The organism is Sphaerisporangium dianthi (assembly GCF_042654065.1).
GTDB lineage: Bacteria > Actinomycetota > Actinomycetes > Streptosporangiales > Streptosporangiaceae > Sphaerisporangium > Sphaerisporangium dianthi.
In genome coordinates, this window is the sequence record NZ_JBHSFP010000039.1 from 72,908 (window position 1) to 79,616 (window position 6,709).

The window sequence follows — 6,709 nt, forward strand, 5'->3', positions numbered from 1 at the left end:
GACAATGGCCAAGCAGATCGAGGTGTCCGACCTCGACGCGTACTACGGATCGCACAAGGCGATCGAAGGCATCACGATGACGATCGAGCCGCGCTCGGTCACCGCCTTCATCGGCCCGTCGGGCTGCGGCAAGTCGACGTTCCTGCGCACGCTCAACCGCATGCACGAGGTCATCCCGGGCGCCCGCGTCGAAGGCAAGATCATGCTGGAGGACCAGGACCTGTACGCGGGCGACGTCGACCCCGTCTCGGTGCGGCGGACCGTCGGCATGGTCTTCCAGCGGCCCAACCCGTTCCCGACGATGTCCATCTACGACAACGTCGCGGCCGGCCTGCGTCTCAACGGCCGGGTCTCCCGGTCCGAGACCGACGGCGTCGTGGAGACCTCGCTCAAGGACGCCAACCTGTGGAACGAGGTCAAGGACCGGCTCAACAAGCCCGGTTCCGGCCTGTCCGGCGGCCAGCAGCAGCGCCTCTGCATCGCCAGGGCGATCGCGGTGAGTCCCGCCGTCCTGCTCATGGACGAGCCCTGCTCGGCGCTGGACCCCATCTCGACGCTGGCGATCGAGGACCTGATCAGCAAGCTCAAGAACGACTACACGATCGTGATCGTCACGCACAACATGCAGCAGGCGGCGCGAGTCAGCGACAGGACGGCCTTCTTCAACCTGGCCGGCCAGGGCCAGCCCGGCAAGCTGGTCGAGATGGACGACACCTCGAAGATCTTCACCAACCCCACCCAGAAGGCGACCGAGGACTACATCACCGGACGCTTCGGATGACCCGCTCGTAAAGGAGATGGTGTGAGCCAGCCGCAGGCGGCACCTGAAGTGGACGGGGACACTCGGCCGGCGCCCATGCTGCTGGTTGCCGATCCTGACGCCGGCATGGTCAGGGAACTGGCCTCGGCGCTCGAGCGCGAGGGCGTCTACGTGACCGGCGTCCCCGACGGCGCGCAGGCCCTCCTCCAGGCGGGCGCGCTCCGCCCGGACGTGGTGCTCGTGAGCGCCACCCTGCCGGTCATCGGGCCGGTCGAATTCGTGCGGGCGGTCCGGCTCGCCAGGACCGTGCCGGTGCTGCTCGGCGTCGGAGAGGGGCATGCCGAGCAGGCCGTCCAGGCTCTGGCGGCGGGCGCCACCGCGTGCGTCGCCCGGCCCTATCGCGTACCCGAGCTGCTGCCGCTCGTCCAGGCGACCTTCCCGGGGGACGCCGGGCTGCGCGGAGTGCTCACCGTGGGAGGCGTCGAGCTCGACGTCGGCGCCTACCAGGTGCGCGTGAGCGGGATGCCCGTCCACCTGCCGCTACGCGAGTTCGAGCTGCTGCACTACCTGATGCGCCACGCCGACCGCACGGTGACGCGCGAGCAGATCATGCACCATGTGTGGCACGCGGCGGACGGCATGTCGACCAACACCATCGCGGTGCACGTCAAGCGCCTGCGCGCCCGCCTCGGTGACGACGACGACCAGCTGATACAGACCGTACGCGGGGTCGGCTACCGCTTGGTGACCCCGGTCTGACCAGGAGGCGACCACCGGCCGGACGATCCGGCCACACCGGCCGGCGGCCGGGACGGCCGGCCACGGCCGAGGGCGGCGGTCAGGCGCGGGTCGCGGCCGAGGGCGGCGGTCAGGCGCGGGTCGCGACCGAGGGCGGCGGTCAGGCGCGGGTCGCGGCCGCGTGGCCGGCGGCGAGGCGGGAGACCGCCTCGTCGTCACAGCTCTCCCAGAACGCGCCCACGACGTCCTCCAGCTGGGAGAACGACTCCGCGCGGAACAGCACGTCCTGGTACTTGGTGATGTCGTACGCGGTGGTCCCCATGGCGGCGATGTCGAGCGGGCGGATGTCCATGCCGCGGAACTCCTCGACCTCGCCGTAGGAGGAGAGGATCCCCGCGCCGTACGCGCGGTCCTCGCCGCCCTCGGCGAGGACGCCGAACTCCATGGTGAACCAGAACACCTTGGAGACGAACTCCAGCGCCTCCTGCGTCTCCACCCTGCGGGCCGCCGCGCCGGCGAGCCTGTAGAGCCGGGCGAAGCCGTCGTGCGCGAGCGCGTTGGCGTGCCCGATCACCTCGTGGATCACGTCCGGCTCGGGAGTGTAGAACGGCACCGAATGGTGGCGGATGTACTGCGTCGAGTGGAACAGGCCGTCCGCCAGCACGCCGTAGAAGTCGCGGAGCGGCACGAGCCCGGCGGCCGGGAGGTACCGGAACCCGGTCAGCGGCGCGAGCAGGTCGCCGACCTCCTGGAGCTGCGGGATCCGGTCGGCGGGCAGCCCGAGTCGCTCGCAGCCGCGCAGGTACTCCGTCGCCGCGTACTTGCGGTGCTTGACCGCGAGCTCGCGCGTGACCAGCGCCCACACCTCGTGCTCCCGCTCGGTGTAGGCGACCGCCGGGATCGGCTCGCCCGCGACGTGGTTCAGCGCGAGAGCGGCGATGGCGTTGCGGCGCTCGCGGTAGGCCGGGTCGGCGACCCCCGGGTGGCCTGCGGCCAACTCGACGACGACGGACCCGTCCTCCCGTGTCGCCACCGGGGCAAAGTACTGCGCTTCTTCGAACATGACAGAAATATCGGCAATCAGGGGTTTTGCTGGCAAGAGCGGCCAATTCTGATAGTCATATCGGCCAGAACCCCTGCCTCCGGCGCCCCGAACACTGGTCGATCCGCTCAGCTTCCCGCCATCCCTCGAAACCGGGCCCTCCTCCCAGCGCCACGCCGGTCCTCCCCCAGCGCCACCGCCGGCCGTCCACCTCAGCCGCTGCCGCCGGCCGGGGCGGGCCGTGGCCCACGGCCGTGGCAGGCCGTACTCTCGGGCCATGCCTACGGCTCACGGCCCCGTCGATCCTCTGGACGGCCGGCTTCTCGCCACCATGCGGGCACATCCGCGCATCGGCCTGACCGAGCTGGCGCGGTTGCTCGGAGTCGCTCGTGGCACCGTGCAGGCCCGCGTCGACAAGCTCGTCGCCCGCGGCGTCATCGGCGACTTCGGGCCGACGGTCGTGCCCGCCGGGATGGGATATCCCATCCTCGCCTTCGTGTCCCTGCAGATCTCCCAGGGCAGGCTGAGAGAGGCCGTACAGGCCCTGGAGGCCGTCCCGGAGATCCTGGAGGTATACGGGACCAGTGGCCAGGCCGACCTGCTCTGCCGCGTGGTAGCGCGCTCCACCGTCCAGCTTCAGGAGATCATCGCCCGGGTCCTGGCGTCACCGGCCGTCCAGCGCACCGACACCACCATCGCGCTGTCGACGCAGATCCCCTACCGCATCGAGCCCCTCCTGGGAGCCGCCGCCCGACCCGACCCCGGCATCGGCTCCTGACGGCCGCCGGCGAACGGCCAGGCGATCCCGGCCCGCGAAACCGGCGAGGGGAACCCGGGCGGGAGCCCTCAGGTTCAGCCCTCCTGCGAGGCGCATCTCTCCCTGTCCAGGCACACCCGGTTGGTGAGGGCCTGGAGGAAGATCTGCTGTGCCTGGTCGAACGTCTTGGCCACCATCGCGGCGCCGTTCGTCACCTGGGCGATCTGCTTCAGCTTCCCCAAGTCGGCCTTCTCGCCGAACCCGATCAGCGTGATGGTCACGGGCCGGCCGGGGTCGAACTCCTTCTGCAGCGCGGTCAGCAACTCCTGCAGGGAGATGCCGCGACGGTCGTCGTCGCGGCCGTCCGTGAACAGGATGATCGAGCTCAGCATGTTCTCGACCTGGTGCTCCGAGGCCGAGCGGAACGCCGCCAGCAGCGAGTCGTAGAGACCGGTGTCGCCCTTGGTGTGGCCGGGCAGCTTGCGCAGAGCCCGGGTGATCTCAGACGCGTTCTCCCGCAGCGGGCCGACCGGCACCAGTTCCTTGTAGTCCTTGTCGCCGTCCAGGCCGGTCGCGAAGACCCACAGGCCGATGTCGCTGCCCTGCGGCAGACCGCGGACACCCGCCTCCGCGGCCTTCGCCATGGCGCCCATGCGCGTGTCCCCCGTCCCCGGGACCTTCTTCGCCATGGAACGGCTGACATCCACCATCAGCAGAGTGCGCGTGTCGGCGAGCAGCAGCCGCATCGACAGCAACGAACGCAGCCTCGTCATGGCGATCGGGGCGCTGATCTCGCGCGGAGGTTCGGCGCGCACACCGTGCCGCTCGTCCATCGCCGCTCCCGCCCTGCCTGACGGGTCGCGGAATCCCGACGCCTGCAACAGCGCACGTCCCATGTCCGACAGCACCGCCCTGTGGAAGTCCTCGGCGGCCCTGAGCTTGGCGGCGTCCTTGGTCGTCGGGACGTAGGGGTAGTCCAGGGCGAGCGTCCCCTCGCTGGGATAGAGGCCCATGACCTGCGGCTTCGCGCGTGCGTCGTTGTGACGCCAGATGGCCTGCTCGCTGTCCACGATGATCGGATCCGTGCCCTTGTCCGGCCGCTCCAGGAGGTCGAACAGCGCCTCGCGAGAGGGGAGTATGGACCGCTTCAGGTTGGTCGTCATGCCCTCGACGATCTTCAGTGCGGCGGGCCGGTCCGCCACCACGGAATTGAGCGCGTCCAGCACCGCCAGCCCCGACGCGAACCTGCTGGGATCCGGCAAGGTCGTGGACGCCTTCGGCAATCTCTTCTTGGTCGCCGAGGTGGGAACCAGCAACATCCACGACGCCTCCGCGGCGCGGGGCGTCACCTCGCCGGAACCCTCCTTGGCGTCCTTGTCACCATCGGCACCGCGGCCGGAGTCATCGCCATGGGGGTCCCCCTCGGCGAGCTTGGCCGCCGTGCCGTCCGTCACCCCCATGATCACCGGTGAGCGGGCGATCGACGCGCCCGGGGAGAACAGCGTGCGGTCGGCTCCCCGCACCTTGGCGAGGTCCACCCACACCGACGCGTCGGGCACCCAGACGTCCACGAGGTTCTTGCGCAGCGCCAGCTCGTCGGCCACGTCGGCCGAGCCTCCCGTGTTCACCGACACCGAGGCGCAGCCGCCCTCTTGCCCGTACCTCTCCGCCACCTCCGCGAGCGCGGGGCCGATCTCGGGCGTGGCCGTCACCCGCAACTGCGGACGCTCGGCGCACATCGAGCGGCTGACCAGCGCGTACGCCCCACCCACCAACGATGCGAGCAGGACCGCGCCCAGGCCGAGTGCCACGACCGCCCGCCTTCTGGCGGTGGCCAGCGGACCGGCCGTTCGCAGGGCTTCGAGTGCACCCGCGAACCGGTCGCGCCAGGATGGCGCTTCTCCGTCCCGTGCGTCACCGTCGAGGGGATCCGGATTGCGATGCCTGCCTATCACGACGTCACGCCCTTAAGGCCAACAAAGGACACTCAGCGAAGATCTCCCCCGGGTATCGGGAAGCGTAGCGTGTCCCTCAGCCGCCGACCGCCGCTCCGAAGAACCGGCCGAGTAACGGATTGACTCCGATTGTCAGGATGCCCGTCCAGGCCGTTACCCGGGAGTCAGGGGCGTAGACCGTCCAGGAGCCGGGCGACGGTGCGGTGACGAAGGTCGGGCGCCCATCCCGCGGCCAGCGCGCCGTGGCAGGCGGCGGTGAGCAGGGCGATGACCTCGTCGAGCCGCACCTCGGCGCGGACCGCACCCGTCTGCCGAGCTCGCGTGAGCAGGGAGTCGAGAGCCTCGCGGAGGCCGGCGACCTGGCGATCGACGTCCACGTCCGTACCGTCGGCGGCGAGAAGGTGGACCACTGTGCGCGCGCCGGCCGCGTGCTCGACGACTTGGGCGAAGAACGTGAACAGCGCCTTGGGATCGCCCTCGGCGGCAAGCGTCTCGGCTCGCGTGGCGAGCAGGTCCTGCAGTTCCTTCATGATCGCCGCGAGCAGGTCGGCCTTCGTGGGGAAGTGCCGGAAGACCGTGCCGATGGCGACACCCGCGCGTCGCGCGACCTCCTCGGTCGACGCGGACGTGCCGTGCTCGTCGAAGACCTCGGCGGCGGCGGTGAGGATGCGGGCCCGGTTGCGGCGGGCGTCGGCGCGAAGCGGCGGCTCAGACACGGGAGACTCCGGACATTGACAACATGAGTGGCGACTCATAATTTGGACCACGGAAACATGAGTGGCAACTCATCTTAGGAGTGTACGGTGACTGGAGTGGACGAAACCGCGCTGGCAGGGCCGCGTGAGGCGTTCGAACGATTCCGGGACTACCTGCTGGCGGGGACATCGGCCGGGCTGGAGAGGTTCCTCGCCGACGACGGCGTGGTCGAGAGCCCGTTCGCCCCGCCTGGGGCCCTGCGGCGGATGGAGGGACGGGAGGCGTTCGCCTCGTCGGCCGTCCCGCGGCGGGAGGCGCTGCTGGAACGCATCCGGTTCACCGCCGTGCGCGATGTGGTCGTCCACGAGACGGCCGACCCGCAGGTCGCCATCGTCGAGTACGAGGTGGAGGCGGTCCGCAAGGCCGACGGTTTACGCGCCGCGGCCCCCTTCGCGGTGGTGGTGCAGGTCCGGGACGGACGCGTCGCGCTGTGGCGCGAGTACCAGAATCCCGCGGCGATGGCCCTGCTCGCGGCAGGGTGACCGGCCGGCCCTCGCCTGGCGCCCCTCCCCCGCAAGCGCAGAGCGAGACGGGCACCGAGCGGGGGAAGGTCGCGAAGCCAGAAAAGGCCGGTAAACGCAGGAAAGCCACCCACACCGTGGATGGCTCTCCCTGCATACTGTCTACCTATAAAATTTTGTCCGGCGGTGTCCTACTCTCCCACACCGTCCCCGGTGCAGTACCATCGGCGCTGGAAAGCT

7 protein-coding genes are annotated in these 6,709 nt (G+C 70.2%); 4 read left to right on the plus strand and 3 right to left on the minus strand.

Features of this window, described 5'->3' with window-relative positions; all coding sequences use genetic code 11:
• The first annotated feature begins 4 nt into the window (after positions 1 to 4).
• A complete protein-coding gene (pstB, locus tag ACFO60_RS35590) occupies positions 5 to 781 on the plus strand; it encodes a phosphate ABC transporter ATP-binding protein PstB (RefSeq protein ID WP_380849972.1) in 777 nt (258 codons plus the stop codon).
• A 21-nt stretch (positions 782 to 802) separates the two neighbouring features.
• Positions 803 to 1,519, plus strand: a complete 717-nt coding sequence (locus ACFO60_RS35595) for a response regulator transcription factor (protein ID WP_380849975.1) — start codon at positions 803 to 805, stop codon at positions 1,517 to 1,519.
• Between the two features lie 139 nt (positions 1,520 to 1,658).
• Here the strand turns inward: ACFO60_RS35595 and ACFO60_RS35600 are convergent, their stop codons facing one another.
• Positions 1,659 to 2,561 carry a phenylalanine 4-monooxygenase gene (locus ACFO60_RS35600; RefSeq protein ID WP_380849978.1) on the minus strand — a complete coding sequence of 301 codons (903 nt, stop codon included), beginning with the start codon at positions 2,559 to 2,561 and terminating at the stop codon, positions 1,659 to 1,661.
• Between the two features lie 256 nt (positions 2,562 to 2,817).
• Here ACFO60_RS35600 and ACFO60_RS35605 point away from each other — a divergent pair, with 256 nt between their 5' ends.
• On the plus strand, positions 2,818 to 3,318 hold the full coding sequence (locus ACFO60_RS35605) for an Lrp/AsnC family transcriptional regulator (protein ID WP_380849981.1): 501 nt from the start codon (positions 2,818 to 2,820) through the stop codon (positions 3,316 to 3,318).
• Positions 3,319 to 3,392: 74 nt separating this feature from the next.
• On the opposite strand, the gene ACFO60_RS35610 is transcribed toward ACFO60_RS35605, so the two are convergent.
• Both ACFO60_RS35610 and ACFO60_RS35615 read right to left on the minus strand, forming a co-directional pair.
• Positions 3,393 to 5,108: a substrate-binding domain-containing protein gene (locus ACFO60_RS35610; RefSeq protein ID WP_380849984.1), complete on the minus strand. Its 1,716-nt coding sequence runs from the start codon at positions 5,106 to 5,108 to the stop codon at positions 3,393 to 3,395.
• Between the two features lie 308 nt (positions 5,109 to 5,416).
• Positions 5,417 to 5,968: an SbtR family transcriptional regulator gene (locus ACFO60_RS35615; RefSeq protein WP_380849987.1), complete on the minus strand. Its 552-nt coding sequence runs from the start codon at positions 5,966 to 5,968 to the stop codon at positions 5,417 to 5,419.
• Positions 5,969 to 6,064: 96 nt separating this feature from the next.
• Between ACFO60_RS35615 and ACFO60_RS35620 the strand changes: the two genes are divergently transcribed.
• Positions 6,065 to 6,490, plus strand: coding sequence for a nuclear transport factor 2 family protein (locus tag ACFO60_RS35620; RefSeq protein WP_380849990.1), 426 nt, complete (start codon positions 6,065 to 6,067; stop codon positions 6,488 to 6,490).
• Positions 6,491 to 6,709: the final 219 nt, after the last annotated feature.

Coding starts and splice junctions, on each gene's coding strand:
- ACFO60_RS35600 (WP_380849978.1), bottom strand. CDS start 2,561: ATGTTCGAAGAAGCGCAGTACTTTGCCCCGGTGGCGACACGGGAGGAC.
- ACFO60_RS35605 (WP_380849981.1), top strand. CDS start 2,818: ATGCCTACGGCTCACGGCCCCGTCGATCCTCTGGACGGCCGGCTTCTC.
- pstB (WP_380849972.1), top strand. CDS start 5: ATGGCCAAGCAGATCGAGGTGTCCGACCTCGACGCGTACTACGGATCG.